The organism is Moorena sp. SIO3H5, from assembly GCF_010692395.1.
Lineage (GTDB): Bacteria > Cyanobacteriota > Cyanobacteriia > Cyanobacteriales > Coleofasciculaceae > Moorena.
Genome location: NZ_JAAHHS010000004.1, coordinates 1 through 23,413 on the forward strand (window position 1 = coordinate 1; position 23,413 = coordinate 23,413).

Below are 23,413 nucleotides of genomic sequence, written 5' to 3' on the forward strand. Positions count from 1 at the left end.
GAGAAGAGGGCTTGCTGGCTTATGAGACCATTCGCCTCCCGAACGACGCCAAGTACTACTTTTTCCTGCGTCGTCGGCAGCAGGGCATTCTTCGGATTTGGCTGGATGGGTATTTGTGGGAAGGGGAATAACAAGGGGCAGGGTTCAGGGGTGGACCCCACAACAGCAGCAGGGAATGTCCCAGACTGTTAGGGGGAGATGACACTGCTACGGTCAGGAAGTTGCAGCCTTCTAGGTAAGAAGAGGCTAAGCCGTGGCTGTACCAAGAGGTAACGAAGGTTGTACCAGTCAGCCACCCACCCAAAGCCATGTAGGCACAGGGGAACAACAGAATGCCGGACCAACCGACGAATACAAAGCGGTCGCGCTTGAGCCAGTCGTCAAGGATGTCAAACCATCCTCTGGTGCTGGGGGCGCGTCCTACTGCTACTGTCATAGCAAGGATCTCCAAATATTTATAAGTACGGTAAGGCGACTTACTTTCTTTATTAAAGGTAGTCTAAGTAAAGAAAAGTAAACTTCGTCTAATATAACTATCATAATATGTCATAATTCTTAATTTTGCTACCCCCTTAAAAAAAATTAGGTAATAACTGCACCCAAGATACTGCTATACACGGTGGTTTGGGCTGGGGTCTAAGATAAGAAAAAGAAGTAAATTAATAGAACGCGCTACGGCTTGATACTCCATGTTCACCATTGACTTGATTCTAAGAAATACACCCATGCCACTATCTGTGCAACGTAAGTCAGAAGAAGAGGCGCAAGCGACCTACCAGGAAATTTTGACAGCCATGCGCTCTGGCCATCCTCAGTTGTTAGAACTCAGCTGCGATCACCAGTCAGAGAAGAAAATTGGCGTTCTCAGCGATCAGATCAGTGCAGCAGTGATTTCTCAAAAATCTGGAGCCACAGGCTCAGGACGTACTCCCGGCTTCTTTGCCATAGCTGAATAAATGCATGGAGCAAGAGATCTGATGACTCAACCAGCAATTCAAGTAACAGAGGTTGGCTTCAACTGGCCTAAAGGGGGGACAGTGTTGCAATCTTGCTCCCTGGAAGTCCCTAAGGGGGAATTTTGGATGCTCTTGGGAACCAATGGCAGTGGTAAATCAACTTTACTTAGATTACTGGCTGGTTTATTGTCCCCCCAATCCGGTGAAATTTACCTACGCGGTTCAGCAGGTTTTGTTTTCCAGAATCCTGATCATCAGCTAGTGATGCCTACCGTAGGTGCCGATGTAGCCTTTGGACTGGTAGCCGAAAAGCTCGACCTAGCTCAAGTTCAAGCCCGGGTAAAAGAAGCTCTAGCTGCGGTGAATTTACTAGAGCTAGAGCGACGACCGATCTATGCCCTCAGCGGTGGTCAGAAGCAGCGAATTGCGATCGCTGGTGCGATCGCAAGACAGTGCCAGATTTTATTGTTAGATGAACCCACTGCCCTACTCGATCCCGATACCCAGATGGATTTAGTCTCACAAGTACGAAATTTAGTCAAAAGTCGAGGATTGACAGCTATTTGGGTTACCCACCGTTTGGATGAGCTGGATTATTGTGATGGAGCATTTTTGTTAGACCAGGGTCGGGTTATTGACCAAGGTGAACCGGAACGCCTGAAGCAAAGACTGGTAAGTCATAATCACTGATTCTCGGGAAGTTTCCAGAAAGTCGTAGGGTTTGTAATCTGCTAACTGTTAAATAATAAGCGTTAATTATAACACATCAAATGTTGTGACTATAACATTTGATGTGTTAATAGTTAGATGTTGGGTGTCATTTTTGCTCAATCCTTTTGCCTTTTTCTCAAGTGCAATTTATACTAATATAAAGAAATGTTAAATTTATTGTGACCAATATGAGCAGTCCATAGGGACTGTAAGTAGTATAGTCCCATGGAAAATGTCTTGTTCTTCACCGCTGGCTATTTTACTAGTTGATGGCTATAACGTCATTGGCTCTTGGTCTTTCCTGAAAAATACCCGTGATCGTGATGGTCTCATGAGTTCTCGCCAAGAGTTAATTGAGACCCTAGCCAATTACAGTGCCTTTGTCGGCTATGACACTGAGATTGTCTTTGATGCTCACTCACTCAATACCCCTAACAGTCGTGAGGTGATAACTAATCACTTATCGGTTTACTACACCGATTTTGGGGAGACAGCAGACACTTACATCGAAAAATTTTGCGCCTCATATAGAACCAATCTTGTTAAACCCACTAAACGTCTGATCGTCGCTACCTCAGATCGGGCAGAGCAATTGACGGTTGTGGGGTATGGTGCTCAGTGCATGTCTTCCCAGCAGTTGCTCACCGATGTTGAATTGACAGTTCGTCGAACCCGCCGCAAATATCGACCACAGAAATCCTCTCGTGGTCGTTTTTTAGTAAATTCCTTAGATGCCAAGGCTCAGCAGCGCCTAGAACAGTTGCGACATAGAATCAAGTAAAGGGACTGGAAAAAAATTTTCCTGATCAAACACTTGACACAAACCAAAATATCCACTACACTTATAAAAGTGAAATCAACAAGCCCCCATCGTCTAGAGGCCTAGGACACCTCCCTTTCACGGAGGCGACAGGGATTCGAATTCCCTTGGGGGTATCTAAAGAAGCGAAAAATACAAGAGTAAGCACTCAGCTATCAGCTATCAGCTATCAGCTTTTTAATAAAAGAGGTAAGCATTGGTTTAATCTGAGTTAAGTCTGCTGACGGCTGACGGCTGACGGCTGACGGCTGACGGCTGAATGCTTACATACAAGAGTTAAAGGTAGGCGATTTGCAATCAGATTGCCTACCTTTGAGCTAGTCTATCCAGTCTTTCTCTAATGGCTAAGTTAATCAGAGAACGCAGCAAAATCAAAAACCAGAATCCGGAAAAGGCAAAGGCGGCTATCGCCCATCCACTATGAGGAACAGATAGGAAAATAGTACCAGCTACCAGGCTAAAACCAGTTAAACAAGCATAAATAAGGCTTTTTAGAGCAAGGGTGATCTGCTTGAGAGTGCGATCGCTTTCTACAGAACGCACGTGTAATTGTAACTCTCCCAGCTCGAGCCGCTCTTCTAAGCGTCGAATGGCTAGTTCGGTAGGGCTAGCCTTACGTAAGTTATATTTCACAAAATCCCTAGCTTGTTTAGCTAGTTCCCCCACTATATTCCCCCGCCCTTGAAAAACAGCCAGGCTTTTAACAAAAGGCTCAGTAGCAACTAACAAATTATATTGGGGATCTAGGGCACGAGCGATTCCATCAAGAGTTGTTAGTGACTTTAAAATAAATGTCAGTTGTGCTGGTAGGCGAAAAGGTTGCTGCTCAAACATTAAGTAAAGTTCGCTACTGATTTCCTCAAAAGCTTGTAATTCTATGGGCTTTTCGGTAAATTTTTCCAGTAGAAAAGCAACTAATCGCTTGACTGGCTTGAGATCTGACATGGGTTCAATTAACCCCATGTAAGTTAAACTATTAACGACCTGATCAGTGTCCTTACGCAGTACAGCAAAAAAAGTCTGGAGCATTTGGTCTTTATTCATGGACTTGACCTCCAGCATTGTGCCAAAGTCATAGAAAATCAGACTGCCCTCTGTAGAGACTGCCATATTTCCAGGATGGGGGTCAGACTGAAAAAAGCCATCTTGTAATAACTGCTTGAGGTAGCAACAAATTCCCAGCTGAATAATTTCTTTAGGATTTATGCCGAGGGATTCCAGGGTCTGACGGTCATCAATTTTAATCCCCGGCATATACTCGATAGTCAAAACTTTTTTAGTTGTATATCGCCAGTAGACTTTCGGGACACTAATGCGAGGATAATTGCTGAAATTGTGACGAAAATTCTCAGCATTCTTCCCTTCATGGATGTAGTCAATTTCTTGATAGAGCAGGTTAAAAAACTCATGGGTTATGGAATCCAAATCATATTTTTTGGTTCCCGGAACAAATCGATTGACAAAACGAATCAATCGATGGATAATCTCAAAATCTAAGTTAAATAGCTTTTCTAAGCCAGGACGCTGAACCTTAACGACTACATCTTCCCCGGTGTGCAATCGGGCTTTATGAACTTGTCCCAAACTCGCAGCGGCTAGAGGAAAATGCTCAAAATCCCGATACAAACTATGAATGTCGTGACCAAGTTCTGATTCAATTAGAGTTATTGCATCGGTTACACTAAATTCTGGGATCCGATCTTGTAATTGCGCCAAGGCATTCACATATTCTAAGCTAAGTAAATCAGGGCGTGTGGATAGTGCCTGCCCAATCTTGATGAATGTTGGACCTAAGTCTAAGAGTTTTCTAACTAACCACTGGGCTCGACGATTTCTTTGCTTGGGGGAATTATTAGCCCATACCTTGTCCCACCATAAATAAACCATAAACTGCGCTGCCGCAGTAAAAATATCGATCTGGCGAGCCAGGGGGGAATAGTTAGGTTTTTGCCAACGTGGTGGCTTGGGCGCATCAGTTGTGAGCATACTCAGCTATTCATAGTTACTCCAATCCAATCCGGGAGTATAAATCAGATCATATCCGCTTTAATACCTATTGTTCCCAGTTAGTTTTCCGAGCTATTAGTCATTAGTTTTGCCTTCTTACTTACTAATGACTAAGTTTTACATAAAAGATTGAACCTGGGGCAGAGTAATTGTGAAAGATACCCGAGACGTGCGAGGAGTGTCAGACGGGCCAGTGGAGACATCTACTGTGCCATTGAGATGCTGCACTAAGCATTTTACTAGCGCTAGACCCAAACCAGTACCCTGAACTGCTTTTTGGGTCATCCCCTGACCGCGATGGAATTTATCAAAAATATGTCTGAGGTCTTCTGGAGAGATCCCCTGACCAATATTGCTCAAACTCATCACAATCTGCTTAACCGATTGCTGGATTTGCTCAGTTACCTCGATCACCACTGTAGTATTTGGGTAAGAATACTTACCAGCATTGGTTAAAAGTTCCAACAAGATACGGTTAAGGCTCTCAGCGTCGGTGTTGATAAACAGCGATGGTAGTGAACTATTGATTGTTAAGGTTAAGCCTTTCTCCGCCCATTTGTACTCAAAGGATTTAGCCAAGTGCTTAATCATCGGCATCAGGTCAATTCTTTGCAGCTGGATTTGGGACTGGTCAGATTCCAGCTGCTGTAGACTCAACAGGTCATTAATTAGCTCAATTTCTTGATTACACTGTTGCTCAAGGATTTCTAGATATTTAGCACGACGCTCAAGATCAAGTTTGGGTTGACGTAACATCCGAATCGCTAGACTCATTGCAGTCAAAGGTGTCCGCAACTCATGATTCATGCTACTGAGAAATTCGTCTTTGAGCCGATTTAATTCCTTTAACTGTCCCATTTGCTGGCGAGTTCTTTCGTATAACTCTGCCTGAACTTTCAGACTATGTTGTAACTGAGCGGTGCGTTCTTCAACAAGGGATTGTACTTGCTCGAGAGTCTGATTTTGGATAATAGTGCTACTAACTTGTGTACTGACCCACTTGACCAAGTTGATTTCATTCTCTAGCCAAGGGCGAAGTTGACTATTTTGCAAGACCAAGAACCCCAAAACCTTAACGGATAGCAAGCCATGATTATCTGCCCCAACCAGAGGACAGATCAGTAACCCTGGCTTTAGGTTCCGATCTAGGAGTGAGATGCTCTGGTGCTCAGCAATACCGATCGGGTCATCTGGTCTATGGGTGATGACTATTGGTTCAGGGGCTTCCTTGATAGCCTGTTGGTACCAAGAACACTGAGAAACTGGGAAGGATTTATTTAACAGTGCGTCGCCTTTTGAAAATAGATCAGTACTAGAGGTTTCCTTTAACCATTCACAAACCACTGTCAAATCATGTTTTGGTGAATGCTTTCCTGGTAGAGTGCAAGAGAGGGGATTCGTGTCATCTAAGAGTAGCAGTAGTGCCCGTGAAACCTGAAGTGCTTCAGCAACAGCCGTGGTAGCTATCTGGAAAATATCCAGGAGATTGAGAGAGCTATGCATCACTTGACTCAATTGGTTGAGCAGAGTTTGGTCTCGAGTAGCAGCCTTCACTTGGTGGGTTAGCTGAACTTGAGAAATTGCTACCGATACCCATTGGGAAACAACAATTAACTGTTCTTGCTCTGTCTTTGTCCATTGGTAAGGCTGGGCTTTTCCTAAAACAATTACCCCGTTGACTACAGACTGAAACTTTGTGGAGGTCTTCAGGATTGCCCTGGCAGATAGCACTTCTTCACCCAAATCTAAGTTAGACCAAGCATCGGATTTTTGCCAATCTGAAATTACCAGTACTGAGTCCCTGCCTAAGTCATCCTCTGTGGTTATGAGTTCCAGCAGTTGCACTGGATTTTTGTAGTATCGGTGTTCTGGGTCAAGGTGTTGATCAGCACGCCACCAGGCTAGTTGGGGTATAGTGCTAGGGTTAGCCAGCGCCCCAATTAAACAGTTATCCACCTGAAAACTCTCTCCTATAGCCTTGGCGAGCATCGCCAACAGAGTTTGCGTTTCTGAGGTATTTAGTATCGTTTTAGCAATTTGTTGCCCGATCTGAGCTAACTCTGTCGGGTAAGGCATGAGTGAACCTTGATGCTCCTGGCTAAAGGTTGGTTCAAATGTACCTGGGAGACGGGAGTTGATGGAATTTACTCTTGGGGCAAAAATCGCGCTTTCTGCATCCATTATGCTTGTTGCACAACTTGTGAATACTGGTCTTGACTAGAGCAACTACTGCTAAAACAGTAATCTCGCTAGGATTAGTGTTCCCGGCATCAGAGTGCTTTTGATCAAGAGATTGGAGTTTTTTACGACAACCGACCGACACACCCGTTCAATCATCACTCTGGTTAGAGGAGAAGCTGTGGGTCGGTGGCACAACTCCCATCATGTAATCGTCACAGTTGAGTTAAACTCGCCCCCGGTGCGCTTACAGTCGTCGAATTTAATTCGCGTGATTGTCGTGCCTCCAAGGCCGTGAGGGATGGCTCACGGCCTTGGGTCGCGCCTATCGGCAAAGCTGACGCGGGGCGCTAAAGGGCGCGCACCGCGATATCAAAATGGTTACTGCTCGAGATTCGTTTACCCAATTAATTTTGATTGGTAGATTGGGTGAGGTATTTTTGGAGTTTCGACCTAAGCACAGAGCGTAAAAATCCCAAAAGGCGAGCTTTCCAAGGCCGCGAGGGATTGCTCGCGGCCAAGAGCGCGCACCTCTGGGATTGACATCGATTAACTTTGAAGACCAGATTAAACACCGATTGAGCACCTTTTTATATCGTTTTTTAAACAAAACTGATTTAAAACTTCAATTCAACACCACTAGGAGCGCTTCTTTCTAGCTTGTTTTTGAGCTTCCTCACTGTTTTTTCGATAAAGTATAACCCGATAACGAGCTATCTGGTAGCGTTGGTCATCAGGTTTTACAGTCTCCATTAGATTTGATGCCCGTTCCCACTTAGCTGCCACATCTAACCATTGAGCTGAGGTTTCGACACTTTCGCCTGCTGCGGCTGCTTCTTGAGCTAGGCGCATTGCCTCAGTAAAGGGGTCCTGAGTAAAGGGGGGGTCTGGATTACTAGAAAATCCCTCGGAAAAAGAATTGGCTGGGTCTTTTGCCCAATCGTCGGCTTGAGTTGGGTTTAGGGATTCGATTTCCCTCCCAAACCAATCATTGAGTAACCAACCTACTAGGATCAGGAATAAACCCAAACCTAACCCAATCACAACACCTTGCCGCAATCGACCTTTTTTACGTAGTTGACTGTAAGAAGCTGGCGGTAAGACCAGTTGCTGATTCGGTAGTTTTTTTTGGCTCAGTTGACGGGAAAATCCTGGTGTTAGAGCCAGTTGTTGGGTCGGTAGGTTTTGGCGATTGTTGAAGGTTTGAGCCAGTTGCTTGAAGAAATTTGGCCTAGTAAGGGTTATGTCTTCGTACCATAACAGCTGATTGTCTGGGTCACGGCTAATTTCTTCTAACCAGAGTAATTGTTCCTCTCGCACGATGCGGCTGTTGATCCTGACACGACGAATGTTACGCGGTGAAATTTCTTCCAGAATTTCCTGGATTTGACTGACTAGAATCGATTGTTCCAGCTGTTCTGGTTTTGCTGCTTCACACAAAACTTGCAATACCCCATCAGCCAGAATTGCTCTAGTTCTCACCCCAAAATCGGCTAATCGTTCATTCAGTGTTTGAATAATTGCCACCACGCTACCCTGGTGGGCTTGTCTAGCAATATCTTCCATGGTACCAGACATTTTTTTTAGCTATGACATTGGATTAGTGTGTTTGACTTTACTTAATATAGTTTTTCCCTTTAGAGTACCAGGATCTTCCATTAGTGCATGTATTGTTCCTTTTTCTTTCCCCGTGGAGACCACTGCTAAAACCCAGGTTGCCCTAGTAAATATCATTTTTATGAGGTACAAAAAAAATATTTTACTTACCAGTACTGTAAAAGCCTAATATTCAATAAATTAACTCTTAAAAACACTCCTAAAATTCCGAATTACGACTCCCGATTCCCCAGTAATTTGTACCTCATAAAAATGATTATGATATATATCGATCATATCAAGTAGCGCCAATGACCCACACGGCGGGAGTAAACAGCGGCTTACGGACTGCTGTCTACAGTCAGTAAGTTGAATTTCACTGGTGGGCTTACAGTCGTCGAATTAAATTTGCTCAAGGGGCGACCCAAGGGGTCGCCCCGCATCGGCTTTGATTGGTTTGCCCCGGAATTCACATGGTGACCATTGACTAATGCCTAAAAAGATGAAAAAATATACTTTGTGTGCAGGAGGTTTCTAGATGCTGTTAAAATCCACCACTCGTCACGTCCGAATCTATACAGCAGAGGTGAAAAATAACGAACTAGTCGGGAGCGATAACGTCTTAACCTTAGACATTGACCCCGATAACGAATTCAATTGGAATGAAGACGCTCTACAGCAGGTTTACCGGAAGTTCGATGAGTTGGTTGAATCCTACAGCGGATTTGATTTAACCGAATACAACCTCCGTCGTATCGGTTCTGACCTAGAACACCTTGTGCGATCGCTTTTGCAAAATGGACAAATTAGCTACAATACCGAAAGCCGAGTGATTAATTACAGTATGGGGTTGCCCCAAGTAGAACCTCAGAATTAGGTCCAACGCAGATAGGCTGACAAGGTGCTTTAAAAGCAAGTCACAACGGTAGCGAATAACGCGTATCGGCTGTCTACCTTCATCCCCCGCCACAATGTAGCTGGTTGACTTGACCTTTTTATGCTTTTATTAATCAATCCTCTGCTTAATACAAACAACTAAGACGTGGTAGCTTAGAAGACTAATCTTGTCTACACAAAAGAAATTCAATCCCTGGAGTTATAAGCCTTGGTGGTGCCAACCCTGGTCAATAATCTTGACCGGAGGGCTCATCATATTCAGTATCTGGCTAGTTTTCAAAACCATCTGGATAACAGTACTAGGTGCTATGCCAATTCTGCTTTGGTGGACCTACTTTTTGCTGATCTGGCCTGAGCTAATCAAAAGTATTGCTACAAGTAGTGAGGGTACGCCATCAATATTGCGCAATGACTAATACATAAAACTTAATCCTGATCTTCCCCATAGACCCGCTCGGTAACCATTGCTGCGAACGAATGTTTAAGCGCAACTCATTCATTATAGAAGTAGATCATTAACCAGCCCGTAAGTCAAGCGCTACAATCTTTAATCAATGGGCTGATTTTGGCACTTCCTTTGTGGGCACATAACTCCTTCAAAGAAAGCTGTGCTAATGTTAACCCGGTTCCATCAGGCTATCTTTAGCAGCAAAGAGTTTCATGGACAATCCGGCGGCAACGCTCCACTGCCCAAATCATCAATGTCAGACTCCCAATCCCCAGACCAACAAGTTCTGCCAAAAATGTCGCACGCCGCTGCTCAGACGATACTTGTGGGCTATTGGGTCAGGCATAAAAGCCGATCAACCGGGAGAAATTATTGCTAAGCGCTACCTCCTGATTCACTCTCGTGTTCTTTTAGATACTCAACCAGCGGTACCGCCAGAGACCCCACTAGAGATTCCTCAAACCATAACCCCATACTTGAGACTGGTTTCCCATGGATTACACCTGCCTCAAGTGTATGGTCTGCTAACACCGAAGCCAAGGCATAACAAAGAGATTTGGTTACTCGAAGGAGTACCAATTCAGGCAACAGGTAACATTAATACTCTTGGACAACTGTTACCAGAACTGACCAGCGTATGGAAAGATTCCTCACCAATACGCCAACTCAACTGGCTGCAGCAATGGGCTTCACTTTGGCAACCGTTGAGCCGAGAAGGGGTAGCGTCTAGCTTACTGAAATCAAACCTGGTGCGGGTGGAAGGAGCCTTGCTAAGGTTGTTGGAATTGCAGCCTGATCAAACGCCAGCACCAACCTTAAAACAGCTGGGTCAGCTGTGGTCACAACTGCTTGAGGGAGCTTCCCCTGTTATTAGTGAGTTTTACCAACAACTTTGTTCCCAGCTTACAAAAGGACAGATACAGACATCAGAGCAGCTGTTAGCATTACTGGCGAAAGGGTTGTTTGAATGCCGTTCATGGCAATCGAGAACCTATAAGACTCTCACTCGTACCGATACCGGTCCAGCTCGTAGCCACAATGAAGACGCTTGCTACCCTCCTAATGGTAAGCTAATTAGCTCTTCGAGAGGTAAAGAAGCGATCGCAATGGTTTGCGATGGCATTGGTGGACAAGCAGGTGGTGAAATTGCCTCCCAACTGGCAATTGACACTCTGCGACAACAGCTCAAACAACTGCCAGCTAAACTGGAGGAGTGGAACCCAAGCACTCTAAGCCTGCAATTGGAAAATGCTGTCTGTGCTGCCAATGACTCCATTAGCCAACGCAATGATCATGAGAACCGATTTGATCGCCAGCGTATGGGAACAACCTTGGTCATGGCTAGAACCCATGGCCATGAAATATACATTACCCATGTCGGGGATAGCAGAATCTATTGGGTAAGTCGCCATGGTTGTCACCAAGTTACTCTAGATGATGATTTAGCCACCAGAGAAGTGCGGCTTGGGTATACCCTTTACCGACATGCTCTACAACAACCAACATCTGGTGCCCTAGTGCAAGCTTTAGGGATGGGTTCATCAACCACACTACACCCGACTGTACAGCGCTTGGTGTTGGATGAAGATTGTGTGTTTCTCCTGTGTTCTGATGGTCTTAGTGACAATGACCGAGTCGAGCAGTACTGGGAAACAGAAATCCTGCCCATTCTCGACGGTCAAATTGATATCAAAAAAGCAGCAGAACGAATCATTGAGCTTGCTAACACCAAAAACGGACACGACAATGTCACGGTGGGGTTGATTTACTGTCAAGTCACACCAAGCCAGCCTTCGATGCCCATCCAACTATCACCCCCACAGCTAGAATCCATTGGCAATCTCGAGACCAACAATACTGTAATGTTAAACGTTAAGAGTGATCAGCAACCCGCTTCTATTGATGAACAAAAAACAGCGTTGCTCACACTTAACGTCATGGAAGATGGGGAAGCCTCTGGTGAACAAAATCCTAATTATTCAGCTTCAACCTCTCCTGAGAAGACTGGGAGACTGTTATTGGGCATATTCGTGCTTTTGGTGTTAGGAGGGGTAGTTATTTATCTGTTGAGTCCAGTGTTGAGTCTAAAGGCGAGTGGACAGATAAATCGCTTCCTGAGTGCGGTTTTTAGTCTCGGTAAGGGGCAAGAAATAAGCCGTTCTAAAACCCCTACACAGAGTCCAGAAACTAAAGCTATCCCAGGACAAACCCCTGAGTCCGGGACCACTGCTAAGCCAGCTGCCTTAATTAAAAACCAAGATATTATTAGAACAGTGGGTCAAACTGTACAACTTTTGGTTAACCCTGAAAAGCAATCAATCCTTGGGAGAGTTACTGCTGGTAGTGTTTTGCAGGTTATTGCCAGAAAAAGGTATCCTCAGGAAGAGACTTGGTGGATTAAATTAAGAGTTTGCTCACCCGGAACCAACACAACTGATATTCCATCGGATCAAATGGCTAGCTCCCCCAAAGTTGGCTCATCCTCAGTACCGTTAAACTCTAAGCAGACTAAACCCTCTGCTACCTTGGTGTCACAGGGACAGGAAGGGTGGATAAGAGAAAAGGAGATTTTACCTATGATGGCTCGTAATTTTACACCAACCCCTACCCAAGCCAGTCAATGTAAGAAAAATACGCCTCCGTCTAGTTCTGCTCGACCTACTCAATCTCCCTAAGTCTTGAGCAAGTAGTCATTAGCTTATTACTTTTAAGTTTTAGCTGACCAAAGCTTTCTGACTAACCACTCAACTCTTCAACTAAGAACTGGAAACTAATGATGTCCTACTAATGACCAATTCCTCATTATTGATAGCACCAATACTACCCGAGACTCGATAGACTGATCCTCACATCGGTATATTCCCTATAATGATGAACCTTTAATGTCTGGTATCGAAAATCCTTGCCTCAGTTTAGCGATCGCTCGTCTATCTGCCGCTGGCAGAGAAAACTTGGCTATCTGGGTCCTGAAAGCTCCTTACCCAGGGGGTATGGTTCATCATGATTCTACTTGGTCTGAATACATGACTAAGTCCTGGCTGGCTTGGCAGGAAATGTTTTCCCCATTTTCAAACCATGTGCCGATTAGTGGTCATCACAACCAGTATCCCACCACTTTGCCCTCAGAGAATCAAAACGGTGCTACAGGTCCGGAGATTAGCTACAGTGGTCGTTTGATGCAAGGTTTGGGCATTGACCTCTGGCAGTGGCTGTTTCAAGGCTCAATTCGCAATGCCCTCGAACGAAGTCAAGGCATTGCCTTGGGACAAAATAAACCCCTTCGCCTGCGCTTAGAAGTCCGCGCTCCAGATTTCATTCCCCTCCCCTGGGAAATTATGCAACCCATGGCTGGTAAACAGGCAATTTCCCTTTCTCAGCAAATCCTGTTTAGCCGCACCACTAGTGATGTAGACGCCCTCGAACCCCTACGCTCCCACCAGGCTCTCAATATTTTGTTAGTTCTAGGAGAGAAGGTTCAAAAATTAAATGGTTCGACTACCAATTTGGATCTCGAAAAAGAAGCGGCTACTTTGGTAAATGCCCTTCAAGCTGGTAGAGCCGCTCAAACTTCTAGGAACCAATCCGTTCCACCAGTTACCTGCAACGTCTCAAAACTAATACAACCGACACCAGCTGAACTGATTAAAGCACTCGAAACTGGTGCCTATAACATCCTCTTCTATGCTGGTCATGGTGAAAGCGCACCAGACGGAGGTTTGCTATTTTTACGCTCGGATGCGAAAATTAGTGGTACGGAATTGGCTCAGGTTTTGGTCCGCACCCAGGTTGCCTTAGCTGTATTCAATGCCTGTTGGAGTGCCAAACCTGACCAAGTGAATTCCCAAACCATTCCCCGTAGTAGTTTAGCTGAGGTGCTCATTCACCACGGTGTCCCAGCAGTTTTGGGGATGCGGGACTCCATTGCTGACCAAGAAGCCGTGAGTTTTATTCAAGCATTCGCCCAAGCCTTGGCGGAGCGCATGCCAGTTGACCATGCTGTAGCTGTGGCCAGACAGCACATGTTGACCCTTTACAAGTTTAACCAACCAGCCTGGACCTTGCCTATCCTTTATATGCATCCTCAGTTTGATGGGGAGTTAATCGAACCGGTGGGAGAAGGAATTACAGAACTGCCTACCATCACCTCAAGCTGGCTTGAAAGTCCACCCCCAACTGCGTCTTTGCGTTCCATAGGAAAAACCGATCAGGTCTGGCCGATTCGAGGTGGATTGATGCGAGTGGGACGCCTACAATCTCACAACGATTTGGTGATTCCCGAAGTTTGTGTTAGTAAGCAACATGCTGAAATTATCTGCCGTGATGCTTTCACTGACCAAGGCTCGGATCCAACTTACTTCTTGAGGGATTTTTCTCGTAATGGTACGAGAATATTAATCGATAATGGCTGGAAAACTGTTCATCATCAGGAAGTTAAGCTAAGGTCGGGTATTCAGCTTAAGTTTGGTGGTCCTCGTGGTCAGATCTTTGAGTTTATTATTGACTCCCCAGAATCTTGAGTAGGACTATCCTCCTGCTGAAGATAAAGTCGAGCTTATGCTGTTAACTATGCTGTTAACAATATGCTGTTAACAATGGGAGTTTCACAAGGATACTGGTTAGAGTCAAATGGCAACTACTGGCTGTCTACCTCAGGGAGTCTCTCAATAGCTCACTTATATCACACATAAGTTGAGGAACGAAAGTGCTGTTGCCATGGGAATTAAACACGCGCTGAGAAGTTCAGATTATTTTTTCAGCTGTTGCGGAACTTCCTCAAAAATTGATGTAGCTATTTTATGTCAGGTTTCATCTACTAACCCAAACAGGAGGGGCATTATGAACAGCCAAGCTATTCAATATCAACAACATCAACAATCATATTTTGAGGATACTTCGGTTCAAATCCAAGAAGAACTACTAGAATTACTATTACAACCAGAAGAGGAGTTTTATCCTTGGGATCCAACTCATCCAGAAGCAGAGGCTTATTTTGCTGAGCTAGAAGGAGGTTTTTCCATCGACGAAATCCAAGATGACCAGGAAATTGCTCAAGCTTCTCTTGCCTTTTTTGAGCGACTAAATCAGTGTTGGGAATTACCGCTCGAATCAACCATCGAATCCAACATCGAATCCAGCATCGAATCCAACATTGACTCATTGAAGACAGCTTTAGCTAACGGATGTGCTTCTTGCATGCCTACCGAATGGCTAGAAGCGATCGCTTCTAGAGCCCAAGAGGTTGTTGACAAGAACTTGTCCTTAGCAGAGCAACTTGTGCTTTGTGTCAAGCCATTGTTACAAAACTGGACAGAAGACGATCTATTGGTTTTAGCTCGTCCGTGGGCTTACGCCATGCGCAGTGGCTCAGACTCCACGAATGTCAGTGCTTCAGTTAAATCCCAACAGTGGCAATCTTTGTCTTCTATCCAACAAGTGCGCTTAAGCCTAGAAGTAGCTCATTCGGCTCTAATCGAACTAAACAATCACACTAGTAACTAATCATCTTACTAATTATCTCACTAATCATCGATATTAGTATCGTAATTACTGCGCTTGGCGTAATTACTGATTAGTCATTAGCACCAAGCTGGGTTTGAACCGAAAAACCGTTTTCTGGTTCTGTGTTTGCCTATATTAATTATAATCCGGACATGATAGTTATCCCAAGTTAGCACCATTACCTCCCATATTCTCATCTGTGGTTTCTACCGTCTACCCAATCCAGAATGCACTTTTATAGCGGTTTTCAGATTTTTCTTCCGATTATTACAACCGGTGATTGCACTCGGAATTTCCCAGAGGCGTGCTGTGTATTCTACCCTCGCTGGAAACCGCTATAAATTTTTACCTTGACATAAGACTAAAGGGAGCTCGGTAACAGTGGTAGTAACAGAGTGACAAAATAATAGACCAAAGGCGCAGTGAACACATAGCTGTCTGTTCGGTCTAGAATGCCACCATGACCAGGAATTAATTGCCCGGAATCTTTGACTCCAGCATCCCGTTTCATTAAGGACTCAGTTAAGTCTCCTAAGAGGCTAGCTACACCAATTATGACTCCGAGCATCATGCCACTCAACTGCCAGCACGGCCAATTCAGATACCAAGCTCCTGCGATTCCTACAGCAATACTACTGACAAGGCCAAATATAGCGCCTTCCACAGTCTTTTTAGGACTGATCATAGAAAGGCGAGTGCGACCAAAAAATTTGCCGAAGGTGTAAGCTCCGATATCTGCTGCCCAAATACAGCTAAATGCTAGGAGAGTTGAACTTAGCCCAGCAGGTAGGTGACTTAGATTAATCGAAAAATTAGACCAGTATTCACTCCCGGGTAGGTTCGTAGCAGCCACTGTAGCATCTCTAGGTAGGGAGGACGTTTCAGTTAAACCCACTCGCAGACGAACCCAATAGCCAGGCAGATAACCACCATAGAGTAAACCTAATATGGAAGCCCCAATATCCGCAATGGTTGCTATCTTAGGTTGGAAGAGTAAGTAAAAGCAAATAAATGTTCCAGCAATGGGAAACACCGCATCAGCCAGGGTTGATGAAATGGTAGCTGTAATTATTAGTAGCTGAGACACAAACATGGTGCTTTTGGTTGCTGGCACCATGCCTTTTGCTTTTACTAGTTTAAAAAGTTCTAACTGACCTAAATAGACAATGACACAGAAGCCGATGGTAAAATACCATCCCCCAAGTAAGATCATCCCCATTGCCAGGGCGATCGCAACTATTCCACTAAAAATCCGTAACCAGGGCATATGACGTTTTTTTTTGACACTCCTGTTCTCACACAAGAACAGGTTATTTATATTATTATTGTTAATTTTGTTCCCTGAAGGGGTCTATTCCTTACTCTAACTTCTCACCACTAAGAATAAAAATGGGGTTAACTGCTGCAAATGTTTGATAATTCCCCCTTGTCTCTAGGCGATTGACCGCTGACTGAACGACTTCGATATTGCGAGCCTGTAACTCCGCTAAGCCTTCTGATATGGCATAGAGTCCTTCTAGATTGTTGGTGGTTGCGACTATCCTCCCTGGAGATTGTAGGTAGGGCCAGACTTCTTTGAGTAGAGTTTTGATTGGTCGTCCTCCTTCAAGGCAAACTCGGTGGGGTTTCAATGGTAGATCTTTGAGACATTCTGGGGCGTTACCTTCGATCACTTCTACGTTGGTGACATTAAAGCGATCGCAATTGTGTCGAATCAGGTTGGCTACTTCTTCATCCCGTTCTACGGCAATAATCTCACTTTTGGGACACAGTAGTCCAATTTCTACAGGAATGGTACCGGTTCCAGCACCGATATCCCACAACCGGTCTTGGGTTCCTAGTCGTAGGGCAGAAATGATCAGCAGTCTGACTTCTCGCTTACTTAAGGGAATACCGGGTAGGCGTTCAAAGAGGTGATCTGGGATTCCAGGAGTAATGTACGGCCAAATTGGGGATGACATTTGTGGTATTTAGGTTTCGGGGTATTTTTTTTCCTTTAGTTATTTTGATTTATTAAACTAACCACTTCAGGTATAGAACACAAAAAGAGTATGAGCAAGATGCCTCTTCGGTACCTGTTAGGCTAAATTTTTAATTTTAATCGACTAAAACGATTACTGTGTCTAGTTTTGATAGTTTTATAATGTATTTTTTCTCCTAAATAGGAGATCATTTTTATTAAAAATTAGCATCCCTTTATACGGAATAACGATAAATATTTACGAAGATTATAACCTTGATCATACTTATGAAGTCCATTGAATTTTATTCCCTCTTTATTAAGGGGGGAAACCCCCAATCCCTCTATGCAGCGCTACTCCCTACTCCCTACTCCCTCGGTGCGCTTTCCGTTGGCGAATTAAATTCGCCACGGGTCGCACCGCTCCCTACTCCCATTAAACCAGCACGGGGTACCTCACCTAATTTAAAACTACTATACTACTCAATAATCACCTTTAGGGTTTTGAGGCTGGGGTCGCTACAACCGGTAATTTGACCACCTAAGGTTAGGATTTTTTGGAGGTATTCAATAGTAGTTGATTTGATTTGTTCTCCTGGCATTAGGGCTGGTATTCCTGGTGGATAGGGACAGATTAATTCTGCACTGATCCGGTTTATGGTTTCGGTTACCGGTAGGGTTTCGGTGGCAGCAAAGAAGGCTTCACGGGGGGAGAGTAAGGTTTGCAGGTTGCCAGTTGCAGGTTGTAGGTTACAGAAGGCAGGTTGCTTGGTGGAGGAATTGTCATTATTTTGGGCAAGTTTGGTGAAAGCTTGTACAAGTTGCTGAATATCCCTTTGGGTATTGCCTAGGCTAATGATAAACGTTAAGTGGTGAAGTGTGGGTAACTCCGCTGTGACACCAAGCTGTTGATGAAGAATTTCATCGGCTTCAAATCCGCTTAATCCTAATTCTGTCACTCTTATGGTTAAGCGAGTTGGGTCTAGGTCTTGGAATCTTAGGGGTTTTATCGGTTCAAAAACTGATAATCCAGGAATTTCACTGATTTTACTCCTGGCATCCTGGGCTAGCTGCAAGGTACGACTCATTAGTCGTTCTCCATGGAGTGCCATTTGTTGTCGTGCCGCATCTAGGGAAGCAAGTAGTAAGTAACTGGGACTGGTGGATTGAACTAGCTGTAAGGCTTTACTCAACCGCTGAGCATCAATTCGATGGCCCTGAATGTGCAACATCGATGCCTGAGTCATGGCACCGATTACTTTATGAGTTGATTGTACGGTTAAATCGGCTCCGGCTGATAGGGCATCCAGGGGTAAATCGGGATGGAAAGCAAAGTGAGGTCCATGGGCTTCATCCACCAGTAGGGGAATATTATGTTGGTGAACTATTTTTGCGATCGCTTTTATGTCACCACAGATTCCTTGATAGGTTGGATACACCATCATCACTGCTTTGGTGTCCGGATGCTGATTCAGGGCTTGGTTAACTGCAGTTGGGGTGATGCTATAAACCAAGTCTGTGGATGGGTCGTATTCGGGGTTAATAAAGATCGGGATAGCACCACACAAGACTAATCCTGCGATCGCGGATTGGTGGATATTACGCGGTAATAGGATTTTCTCCCCGGTATAGCAGGTGGCTAGTATAGCAGCCATCACCCCACAAGTAGAACCGTTGACCAGGAACCAAGTTTTGCTTGCACCAAAGGCTGCTGCTGCTAGGTCTTGGGCTTCTTGGATTACCCCTTCTGGTGCAAAAAGATTATCTAACTCCGGTAATTCTGGCAAATCAGCCCTAAATACTGATTTTCCTAACAAATCAGCTAATGGCTCAGGTATTCCCTTCCCTTGTTTGTGTCCTGGTGCATAAAAGGCTGCATGGGGCTTCTGGGCTGATGCCCGCAGAGCGTCTAATAAAGGTGTTTTTTCCTGAGAAGGTGGTCGATTATTCACAAATTTTTCCCCATGGCTCTAGCTTATCGAAAATTGAGCCAATTTTAAACCTTTGTGAGGGGAGCGGGGATTAAAAACCAGTGTGCTAGGGGAATCGCGAAAAGTGATATCCTTGTTCAGATTATAAAGTCATTTTTCAGTTAATGATCTCAACTATTACTGACTCACTATAAATTCGGTTTATTGCTAGTAACAAATAATCAAATACTAGTCCACACACGGCTAGATACGGGCATGGATAAATTGCTGGCTGATTGATAAGCAGGATATCAATAATTTTTAATTTAAATTATCTCCGAAAGTTCGGATCACTGATACCTTAGACATTTCAGATCACTTTATAATCCGAGATAGTCTCTATCCATACCCTTGCTCCACAATGTAGGGGATTATCAGGACGATACATAACTCGACATGGTCCATTGACTTCCACCGTATGACCATAAGTGTTTTTAGACCCTCGTTTTACAGTAATCACAGGGTTGCGCTCTCCGGTCTTGAGATTTTGGCGAATCACTTTCTGGTTAACGTGAATCACCGCAGGAGTGTAATTTGTGCGCTTTGACCAATTCCGCTTTGGTCCGCGAGTGCCGGGAGTGACCACTGGCATGCCGTCAAACAGAGGAATCACCCAAGTTCTACCCACTTTATAGGCTCCTTTGACTCTGCCTTTGCCCAGAAGGTAACGGACGCGAGTGGCGGAAACACCTAGTAAATTGGCGGCTTGTGCGGTGGAAATCATCATGGCGGCTTAACCATTGCGTTTACTATACTGTTTATATTAGCATGATTTTACTTAAGATGCAACAAATAAAAAAACTATTGCACTGTAGCAATGTAAAATACTATAAGTGCTGTAAATAGGGTAAGTGTGATAAATAGGGTAAGTGTTGGGAGGTGGGGAAAAAGTATTGCTAGGTATGAATTGAACTTGAGTACAGAAAAACTATTGCACTCTAAGAATAGATTGAGTTAGTGGTTGTTCAAGGCTTGGTACTGATGACTGATATGGTAAAAATGCGATGCTCAGTACGAGCCGCTAAGCGATTGGCCGTAGGCCACGCCAAAGGCGATGGGCGAAGCCCCGCTTTCAGCGATCGCAGTATCTTGTTAGTAAGACAAATACCAATTAACGTAGGGTGGGCAAAGCCATCTAATCATTAATACTCATTGGAACCAAACTGTGTCTTGATGCAGTCGCTCATGGGGGAAACCACGCCAGTTGCTCATGGTTTGAAGTTACCGTAAGACAGTTGAGCCTTAATCAATAAGTTTTACCCCTTTTCTGCATAGCCGACCAACCATAAAGGCTCAACTGTCTAAGGTTTCGTCTCCGGGGGAACCCCCAAGACCGCACTGGCTCCCCAAGACCGCGCTGCATCGCTTTTTGCCCACCCGACAAGTAAGACTTCCCCCGATTCCCGATTCCCGATTCCCGATTCCCGATTCCCGATTCCCGATTCCCGATTCCCGATTCCCGATTCTTGATTTCCTGTTCAAGACTAATCGGATTCAAGACTAATGACCAAATCCTGATGGTGCCATCCTCCCCACCACTAACAATAGTGTTTCCATCTGGACTAATAGCAACTGACCAAACCCAGCCATCATGTCCAGATAGAGTGCGCAGCAATTGTCTACTCTCTACATCCCACAGTTTAATAGTTTTATCACTACCAGCACTAGCGATAGTTTTGCCATCGGAACTAATCGCAATGGTAATAATTGGTGCGGAGTGACTTTCGAGGGTAGCTAATTCTTCGCCACTGTTGATATCCCACAACTTGACGGTTTTATCAACACTAGCAACTAGGATGTTGCTATCTTCACTAATGGCAATATCAGAAATCTGACCAGGTTGTTTTGATATGGTTTTCCGCAATTCTAGGGTAGATAAATCCCAAATCTTGATAGAACGATCTGACCCGCCACTGGCACTAACGATAGTGTTTCCATCGGGACTAATCGCAACAGCAGTAACCCAGTCGGAATGATCGGTAATGGTGCCTAAATTTTTCCCAGTGAGGACATCCCACACCATAACGGTCTTGTCAGGAGAGCCACTTACTAGGATTTTGCCATCAGGACTAATTGCTATTGATCGGACTATACCCGTATGTCCTTTCAAGGTACGAGGTGGTGCTCCAGTTTCTAGGTTCCAGATATTAATTTGTCTTTCTGTTGCGGCAGCAAGACGTTTACCATCAGCACTGATTACTAGAGCACTGGGGGTTCTGGTAAACCCTTTGATCGTCCTCTGTAGCATACCATCCCTGAGATTCCAGAACTTGATGGTTTTGTCTTTACTACTACTAATTAGGGTTTGGCTATCTGGACTAATGGCGAGAGAGTTAACATCTGACCGATGACCTGAAATAAGTTGAGTCAGCTGAGCCTCTTGCCAAGACTGGGCTAGCAATGGTTGTTGAGAATGTGAGCGTCCTATGGTTAGCGGATAGACTATCCCTGTAGCCATAGTTAAGATAACCGTAGTGCTAGATATAGCCAACAGCGCTATTAATCTTTTCTTAAACATTAGTTGGATTGTCAATACCCCTTCACCCTGCTAACGCTAATCCATCACCACGGGGTTCAGATGCCGCTACCAAAACCCCTGACTGATGCAAGATTACTTGACCTTTACCAAAATTTATGCTATCTGCCATAACCTGAATATCATGACCCATCTCAGCTAGCTCCAGAGCAATATGACGGGGTACACTCTGTTCCAACAGGACTTGTGACCCATCTACAAACCGCCATCTGGGAGCATCTAGAGCAGCTTGAGGATTCATCCCGTAATCTGCCAGATTAACCACTACCTGTACATGTCCCTGAGGCTGCATGGGGCCTCCCATAACTCCAAATGGCCCTAGAGGTTGACCATTTTGAGTCAGAAAACCCGGAATAATGGTGTGATATGACCGCTTACCTGGTGCGACTTGATTAGGATGACCGGATTCTAAGGTAAACCCTAAGGCTCGGTTTTGCAAGGCAATCCCAGTGCCAGGAATAACAATCCCACTCCCAAAGCCTTGAAAGTTGGATTGGATAAAGGATACCATTAATTCCCCATCTGCTGCTGCTAGATAAACTGTCCCACCTTTGGGTAAACCGGGTTTTGCTAAGGCGATCGCTTCTTGCCCAATTAACTTCCGGCGTTCTGTTGCATAGCCATGGTCTAATAGGGTTTCGATTGGGACTTCCATAAACCGGGGGTCAGTGATATGGCGGTGAACATCAGCAAAGGCTAGCTTCATGGCTTCGATTTGTAGATGGTAGCTTTGGGCTGATTCACGGGGATAGTGGCTTAAGTCAAAACCTTCAATTATATTCAATGCCATTAAGGCCGCCATCCCTTGGGTGTTGGGGGGAATCTCCCATACGGTCAGGTCACGATAGTTAGTTGAAATCGGGTTTACCCACTCAGCTTGGTGGCTAGCTAGGTCAGCTTTGGTCAGCACGCCACCAGTATTAGCCGCAAAGTTTGCGATCGCATCAGCAATTTCCCCTTGATAAAAGCTTTCACCACCACTGTTTGCGATCGCTTTCAAGGTCTTAGCATGATCCTTACTCCCCCATACCTCCCCAGCTACTGGTGCGCGCTGGTTAGGGAAGAATACCTGTTTAAATGGTTCAAATTCTGCTCCGGTCAGGGGGAGATACAGAGCTTCCGCCCGTTTCCAAGCTCTTGCTGTGACTGGAGAGACGGGAAATCCAGCTTCGGCGTATCGAATGGCTGGGGCAAACAATTGCTCAAAGGGTAGCTTTCCCCACCGTTGCCACAAACTACGCCATGCTGATACCGCTCCTGGCACTGTTACCGATAACCAGCCGATAGCAGGAATTTGACTCATGCCAGCAAAATGCTGAAGGGTCAGGTGTTGAGGGCTTTTGCCAGAGCCATTGATGCCATGGAGTCTACCATCCCATACTAAGGCGAAGGCATCGGAACCGATACCATTAGAAGTAGGTTCAACCACTGTCAATGCGATCGCTGTGGCTATAGCAGCATCTACAGCATTGCCTCCAGCCCAAAACATTTCCATACCAGCTAGGGTGGCTAGGGATTGGCTGGTGGCTACGGCAAATCGATTACCCATAACTACCCGTCGTCTGGAGGGGTACGGATAATGGGTTAAGTTACCCTTGAGCATAATTTTCGATTATTAAATGTTCTGTAGTTATTTTATAAACAAGCTGCATAACCCCTAAGCTTAGGTACTAAGTAGATAATGAGGTTTCCTTATACCAAAATATCCAGAAATGTGAGAGCCCTGCGTCTTTAGACCGGGGATGAAACAGAGCGACGGTATTAATCCCGTCGTATCCATAAACTTGGGAAATCTTTTAGTTTTAAATATGTCATAATATGTATAAGGAGGTGAT

The 23,413-nt window shown here is 44.8% G+C and carries 17 protein-coding genes, 1 tRNA gene and 1 pseudogene; 9 read left to right on the top strand and 10 right to left on the bottom strand.

Going from position 1 to position 23,413, the window contains the following annotated elements; genetic code table 11:
* Positions 1-151 precede the first annotated feature (151 nt).
* Positions 152-436: pseudogene (locus tag F6K52_RS01205) on the bottom strand (photosystem II D2 protein (photosystem q(a) protein)); the annotation flags it as partial.
* A gap of 253 nt (positions 437-689) precedes the next feature.
* On the opposite strand from F6K52_RS01205, the gene F6K52_RS01210 reads away from it, so the two are divergent.
* From F6K52_RS01210 to F6K52_RS01225, 4 genes are all read left to right on the top strand, one after another.
* Positions 690-956 carry a hypothetical protein gene (locus tag F6K52_RS01210; protein ID WP_293072817.1) on the top strand — a complete coding sequence of 89 codons (267 nt, stop codon included), beginning with the start codon at positions 690-692 and terminating at the stop codon, positions 954-956.
* A 21-nt stretch (positions 957-977) separates the two neighbouring features.
* Positions 978-1,646: an energy-coupling factor ABC transporter ATP-binding protein gene (locus F6K52_RS01215; protein ID WP_293072820.1), complete on the top strand. Its 669-nt coding sequence runs from the start codon at positions 978-980 to the stop codon at positions 1,644-1,646.
* Between the two features lie 253 nt (positions 1,647-1,899).
* A complete protein-coding gene (locus F6K52_RS01220) occupies positions 1,900-2,448 on the top strand; it encodes an NYN domain-containing protein (RefSeq protein ID WP_293072823.1) in 549 nt (182 codons plus the stop codon).
* Positions 2,449-2,530: 82 nt separating this feature from the next.
* Positions 2,531-2,603 (top strand) — tRNA-Glu (locus tag F6K52_RS01225).
* Positions 2,604-2,793: 190 nt separating this feature from the next.
* On the opposite strand, the gene F6K52_RS01230 is transcribed toward F6K52_RS01225, so the two are convergent.
* The 3 genes from F6K52_RS01230 to F6K52_RS01240 form a co-directional block, all read right to left on the bottom strand.
* Complete coding sequence (locus F6K52_RS01230; protein ID WP_293072826.1) at positions 2,794-4,473, bottom strand: AarF/ABC1/UbiB kinase family protein; 1,680 nt, start codon at positions 4,471-4,473, stop codon at positions 2,794-2,796.
* Between the two features lie 138 nt (positions 4,474-4,611).
* Complete coding sequence (locus tag F6K52_RS01235; RefSeq protein ID WP_293072829.1) at positions 4,612-6,675, bottom strand: ATP-binding protein; 2,064 nt, start codon at positions 6,673-6,675, stop codon at positions 4,612-4,614.
* Positions 6,676-7,311: 636 nt separating this feature from the next.
* Positions 7,312-8,250 carry a hypothetical protein gene (locus F6K52_RS01240; protein ID WP_293072832.1) on the bottom strand — a complete coding sequence of 313 codons (939 nt, stop codon included), beginning with the start codon at positions 8,248-8,250 and terminating at the stop codon, positions 7,312-7,314.
* 556 nt (positions 8,251-8,806) lie between these two features.
* Between F6K52_RS01240 and F6K52_RS01245 the strand changes: the two genes are divergently transcribed.
* The 5 genes from F6K52_RS01245 (at position 8,807) to F6K52_RS01265 (ending at position 15,112) form a co-directional block, all read left to right on the top strand.
* On the top strand, positions 8,807-9,145 hold the full coding sequence (locus F6K52_RS01245) for an NAD(P)H-quinone oxidoreductase subunit M (protein WP_293072835.1): 339 nt from the start codon (positions 8,807-8,809) through the stop codon (positions 9,143-9,145).
* Positions 9,146-9,332: 187 nt separating this feature from the next.
* Positions 9,333-9,581 (top strand): DUF6737 family protein, encoded by a 249-nt coding sequence (locus F6K52_RS01250; RefSeq protein ID WP_293072838.1) that lies wholly within the window; start codon positions 9,333-9,335, stop codon positions 9,579-9,581.
* A gap of 244 nt (positions 9,582-9,825) precedes the next feature.
* A complete protein-coding gene (locus F6K52_RS01255) occupies positions 9,826-12,288 on the top strand; it encodes a protein phosphatase 2C domain-containing protein (protein ID WP_293072841.1) in 2,463 nt (820 codons plus the stop codon).
* 207 nt (positions 12,289-12,495) lie between these two features.
* Positions 12,496-14,130, top strand: coding sequence for a CHAT domain-containing protein (locus F6K52_RS01260; RefSeq protein ID WP_293072843.1), 1,635 nt, complete (start codon positions 12,496-12,498; stop codon positions 14,128-14,130).
* 319 nt (positions 14,131-14,449) lie between these two features.
* Positions 14,450-15,112, top strand: coding sequence for a hypothetical protein (locus tag F6K52_RS01265; RefSeq protein WP_293072846.1), 663 nt, complete (start codon positions 14,450-14,452; stop codon positions 15,110-15,112).
* A 361-nt stretch (positions 15,113-15,473) separates the two neighbouring features.
* On the opposite strand, the gene F6K52_RS01270 is transcribed toward F6K52_RS01265, so the two are convergent.
* From F6K52_RS01270 to F6K52_RS01295, 6 genes are all read right to left on the bottom strand, one after another.
* Entirely contained in the window at positions 15,474-16,379 is a 906-nt protein-coding gene (locus F6K52_RS01270; RefSeq protein ID WP_293072849.1) for a phosphatidate cytidylyltransferase, read from the bottom strand.
* Between the two features lie 91 nt (positions 16,380-16,470).
* A complete protein-coding gene (cbiT, locus tag F6K52_RS01275) occupies positions 16,471-17,073 on the bottom strand; it encodes a precorrin-6Y C5,15-methyltransferase subunit CbiT (RefSeq protein ID WP_293072852.1) in 603 nt (200 codons plus the stop codon).
* Positions 17,074-17,551: 478 nt separating this feature from the next.
* Positions 17,552-19,024: an aminotransferase class I/II-fold pyridoxal phosphate-dependent enzyme gene (locus F6K52_RS01280; protein WP_293072854.1), complete on the bottom strand. Its 1,473-nt coding sequence runs from the start codon at positions 19,022-19,024 to the stop codon at positions 17,552-17,554.
* A 328-nt stretch (positions 19,025-19,352) separates the two neighbouring features.
* A complete protein-coding gene (locus F6K52_RS01285) occupies positions 19,353-19,769 on the bottom strand; it encodes a helix-turn-helix domain-containing protein (RefSeq protein WP_075897011.1) in 417 nt (138 codons plus the stop codon).
* Between the two features lie 519 nt (positions 19,770-20,288).
* Positions 20,289-21,500, bottom strand: a complete 1,212-nt coding sequence (locus F6K52_RS01290) for a WD40 repeat domain-containing protein (RefSeq protein WP_293072858.1) — start codon at positions 21,498-21,500, stop codon at positions 20,289-20,291.
* An 82-nt stretch (positions 21,501-21,582) separates the two neighbouring features.
* The gene (locus F6K52_RS01295; protein WP_293072861.1) at positions 21,583-23,181 is read right to left on the bottom strand and encodes a gamma-glutamyltransferase family protein; all 1,599 of its coding nucleotides are present in this window, start codon (positions 23,179-23,181) and stop codon (positions 21,583-21,585) included.
* Positions 23,182-23,413: the final 232 nt, after the last annotated feature.

What these genes read in the sequence shown, in the direction of transcription:
- F6K52_RS01255 (WP_293072841.1), top strand. Translation starts at nt 9,826, where the DNA reads ATGGACAATCCGGCGGCAACGCTCCACTGCCCAAATCATCAATGTCAG.
- F6K52_RS01260 (WP_293072843.1), top strand. Translation starts at nt 12,496, where the DNA reads ATGTCTGGTATCGAAAATCCTTGCCTCAGTTTAGCGATCGCTCGTCTA.
- F6K52_RS01295 (WP_293072861.1), bottom strand. Translation starts at nt 23,181, where the DNA reads ATGCTCAAGGGTAACTTAACCCATTATCCGTACCCCTCCAGACGACGG.
- F6K52_RS01265 (WP_293072846.1), top strand. Translation starts at nt 14,450, where the DNA reads ATGAACAGCCAAGCTATTCAATATCAACAACATCAACAATCATATTTT.
- F6K52_RS01245 (WP_293072835.1), top strand. Translation starts at nt 8,807, where the DNA reads ATGCTGTTAAAATCCACCACTCGTCACGTCCGAATCTATACAGCAGAG.
- cbiT (WP_293072852.1), bottom strand. Translation starts at nt 17,073, where the DNA reads ATGTCATCCCCAATTTGGCCGTACATTACTCCTGGAATCCCAGATCAC.
- F6K52_RS01290 (WP_293072858.1), bottom strand. Translation starts at nt 21,500, where the DNA reads ATGGCTACAGGGATAGTCTATCCGCTAACCATAGGACGCTCACATTCT.
- F6K52_RS01240 (WP_293072832.1), bottom strand. Translation starts at nt 8,250, where the DNA reads ATGTCTGGTACCATGGAAGATATTGCTAGACAAGCCCACCAGGGTAGC.
- F6K52_RS01270 (WP_293072849.1), bottom strand. Translation starts at nt 16,379, where the DNA reads ATGCCCTGGTTACGGATTTTTAGTGGAATAGTTGCGATCGCCCTGGCA.
- F6K52_RS01215 (WP_293072820.1), top strand. Translation starts at nt 978, where the DNA reads ATGACTCAACCAGCAATTCAAGTAACAGAGGTTGGCTTCAACTGGCCT.
- F6K52_RS01210 (WP_293072817.1), top strand. Translation starts at nt 690, where the DNA reads ATGTTCACCATTGACTTGATTCTAAGAAATACACCCATGCCACTATCT.
- F6K52_RS01230 (WP_293072826.1), bottom strand. Translation starts at nt 4,473, where the DNA reads ATGCTCACAACTGATGCGCCCAAGCCACCACGTTGGCAAAAACCTAAC.
- F6K52_RS01285 (WP_075897011.1), bottom strand. Translation starts at nt 19,769, where the DNA reads ATGATGATTTCCACCGCACAAGCCGCCAATTTACTAGGTGTTTCCGCC.
- F6K52_RS01220 (WP_293072823.1), top strand. Translation starts at nt 1,900, where the DNA reads ATGTCTTGTTCTTCACCGCTGGCTATTTTACTAGTTGATGGCTATAAC.
- F6K52_RS01235 (WP_293072829.1), bottom strand. Translation starts at nt 6,675, where the DNA reads ATGGATGCAGAAAGCGCGATTTTTGCCCCAAGAGTAAATTCCATCAAC.